We start from the raw sequence: 3,454 nt of genomic DNA on the forward strand, positions 1-3,454 counted from the left end.
GGCCAAGCGCTCGGGGCTGCGGCGGCTCGGTGAGTGGTGCGCCCGCCACTCCCTGCTGGTCATCGTGCTGTGGATCGTGGCGCTGGCCGCCGTCCAGACGGCGAACAAGACGGTCGGCGGCGACTACTCGGACGACTTCTCGCTGCCCGGCTCCCAGGCGCAGCAGGGTCAGCAGGTCCTCCAGGCGCACGTCCCGGCCGCCGCCGGCACCAGCTCCCAGGTGGTGCTGCACGACGCCCAGGCCCTCACCGGCTTCGCCCCGCAGGTGTCCCAGGTGGTCGCCTCGCTGGAGCAGCTGCCGCACGTGCTGGGCGCGCAGAGCCCGCTGCCGCCGGCCGGGCAGCCCGCCCCGCCCGGCGGGCCGCTGGCCGCGGACGGTCTGACCGGCTACATCACGGTCCGCTTCGACACCAACCCGACCCTCCTCGCCCCGGACTACCTGGCCGGTGTGGACGCGGCGGTGGCCCCGCTGCGGGAGGCCGGCGTCCAGGTCGAGTACGGCGGCCCGCTGGGCGAGCTGGCGCAGCCCGAACCCGACGACCGCCTCAGCGAGGTGATCGGCTTCGCGGTGGCGATCGTCGTCCTGCTGATCGGCTTCCGCAGCGCGATCGCGGCCGGACTGCCACTGGTGACGGCACTGTTCGCGGCCGTGGTCGGCCTCGGCGTACTGGGGCTGATCGCGGCGCTGTCCACCTTCGCGACCGTCGCGCCCACCCTGGCCACCATGATCGGCATCGGGGTCGGCATCGACTACGCGCTCTTCCTGCTCACCCGGCACCGACAGAACCTGATGGACGGGGTGGATCCGGTCTCCTCGGCCGGACAGGCGGTGGCCACCAGCGGCCGGGCGGTGCTGGTCTCGGGCTGCACCGTGATCATCGCGCTGTCCGGGCTGTCGGTGTCGGGCATCTCCTTCATGGCCAAGCTCGGCGTCGCCGCCGCGGTCACCGTGGTGTCGGCGGTCCTCGGCGCGCTCACCCTGCTGCCGGCGCTGATGGGGCTGATCGGCCGCCGGATGGACCGGATCACCGTCGGCCGCCCGATCGCCGAGAGCAACGGCGAGGACGGTGCGGAGACCGGTGTCTGGCACCGCTACGCCCGCCGGGTCGAGGGACGCCCCTGGTGGTACCTGATCGCCGGTGTGGTCGCGCTGGGGATCCTGGCGATCCCGCTGTTCTCCATCCAGCTCGGCCACATCGGGGACGGCGCCGACTCCACCGACTTCACCGACCGGCGCGCCTACGACCTGATGTCCGAGGCCTTCGGTCCCGGCTCGAACGGCCCGCTGACCCTCGTGGTCGACCAGAGCGCCGTCCCCGCCGAGAACCGGCCGGGCGTCCAGAGCGCCGTGCAGCAGGCCCTCACCGGCCTGCCCGGCGCGGCGAGCGTCGGCCCGCTGCAGCTCAGCCCGGACGGCCTGGTGCTGTTCAACACCGTCGTCCCCAGCACCTCGCCGCAGGAGCAGGCCACCACCGACCTGGTCGACAACCTGTCGGACACCGTGCTGCCGGACTCGGTCGCCGGCACCGGCGCGAAGACCTACGTCACCGGCAACACCGCCGCCCAGGTGGACTTCCTGGACATCGTGTCGAGCCGACTGGTCCTGATCATCGCGGTGGTGGTCGGACTCGCCTTCCTGATCATCCTCGCCGTCTTCCGCGGCCTGCTGGTCGCCGTCAAGGCCGCCGTGCTCAACCTGCTGTCGATCGCCGCCTCCTACGGGGTCCTGGTGGCGGTCTTCCAGTGGGGCTGGGGCGGCCCGGCCCTCGGGGTGAACGGCACGGTCCCGATCGAGAGCTACGTCCCGATGATGATGTTCGCGATCGTCTTCGGACTGAGCATGGACTACGAGATCTTCCTGCTCTCCCGGGTGCACGAGGCCTGGCTGCGCACCGGCCGCAGCCAGGACGCCGTCGCGCACGCCCTGGAGATCACCGCCCGGGTGATCTCCTGCGCCGCACTGATCATGGTGAGCGTCTTCGCCGCCTTCATCGTCAGCGACAACATCGTGATCAAGATGATGGGCCTCGGCCTGGCGGTCAGCGTCCTGGTGGACGCCACCATCGTCCGCCTGCTGCTCGTCCCGGCGGTGATGACCCTGCTCGGCGCCTCCGCCTGGTGGACCCCCCGCTTCCTCGACCGGATCCTCCCCCACATCGACGCCGAGGGCGAGAGCGAGCCGGTCTAGGGGATCGTCACCCCCGCCCGGACGGGGACCACGTACTGCGGCGGACCCGAGCCGGAAGAGGCCCGGGGCCGCCGCCCCCCGTCCTTGCGGGAACGACTCTTCCGCCGCCCACCACGGATCCGCCCCGGTTCGGCCACCGGCGGGCCATGGCTCGTTCATGGCGGGCCCGTGGCAGGCGTGTTGGCGCACGGACGACCGTCTGCCAGAGTGGCCCCCAGGGGAGCCCGGGGGTGGTGCGGGCGGGTGGACAACGGGGGTCGGACGTGGAACTGAGGGTGCTCGGGCCGATCGAGGCGGAAGCCGACAGCCGGGCGGTCCGCCTGCCGGGCGGCCGGGCCCGCGTCCTGCTCGCCGTCCTCGCGGTGCACCACGGGCGGCCCGTGACCGTCGAACGGCTCACCGACGCCCTGTGGGGCACCGAACCGCCGGCCACCGCCCGCGCCCGCGTCCACGCTAAGGTGGCGGCGCTCCGGCGGGCCGCCGCCGAACGCGACCCCGCCCGCACGGGCGTGATCAGGACGACGGAGACCGGCTACCTGCTGTGCGCCGAAGCGGTGGACACCGACCTGGGCCGCTTCGAACGGCTCGTCCACGAGGGCCGGGCGGCCGCGGCCCGGCAGCGGGCCGACGAGGCGGTCGACCGGTTCCGGGTNGCCCACCAGCGGGCCGACGCGGCCGTCGCCCGGTTCCGGGCCGCGCTCGCGCTCTGGCGCGGACCCGCGTTCGACGGGCGCGCGGCCGAACCGCTGCACACCGAGGCGGAACGCCTGGAGGAGGACCGGCTGACGGTCCTGGAGGAGTGCCTGGACCTCGAACTCGCCCGCAGCCCGCGGCCGGACCTGGTCGCGGTGGTCCGCACCGTGATCCGCGCCCACCCGCTCCGGGAGTCCGCGCACCGCCTGCTGATGCTCGCCCTGCACCGGTCGGGCCGCACGGCGGAGGCGTTGACGGCCTACCAGGAGGCCCGGTCCGCCCTCACCGCCGAGCTCGGCGTCGAGCCGGGCGCCGCGCTCCAGGAGCTGCACCGGGGCATCCTCGCGGAGGACCCGGCGCTGCTCCTCGCGCAGTCCCTCGCACCGGCGGGCGAGCGGCCGGCCCTCCCGGACCTGTCCGGCACGGTCCTGTCCGCCCCAGCCCTGCCCACCCCGGTCCCGCCCGCCCCCGTCCGGGCCCCGCTGTTCGGCCGGGATACCGAGCTGGCCGAGCTGCGGACGCTGCTCGCCACCCGACGGCTGGTGACCCTCGTCGGCCCGCCCGGAGTCGGCA

2 protein-coding genes are annotated in these 3,454 nt (G+C 74.2%); both read left to right on the top strand.

Annotated elements, in window-relative coordinates; translation table 11 throughout:
• Positions 1–16 precede the first annotated feature (16 nt).
• Positions 17–2,188, top strand: a complete 2,172-nt coding sequence (locus VR45_RS33020; protein WP_078897064.1) for an MMPL family transporter — start codon at positions 17–19, stop codon at positions 2,186–2,188.
• A 263-nt stretch (positions 2,189–2,451) separates the two neighbouring features.
• Positions 2,452–3,454 (top strand): AfsR/SARP family transcriptional regulator (locus VR45_RS33025; RefSeq protein WP_199926048.1); only part of this gene is annotated, 1,003 nt, incomplete at its 3' end.

Source organism: Streptomyces sp. NRRL S-495 (genome assembly GCF_000966955.1).
Lineage (GTDB): Bacteria > Actinomycetota > Actinomycetes > Streptomycetales > Streptomycetaceae > Kitasatospora > Kitasatospora purpeofusca.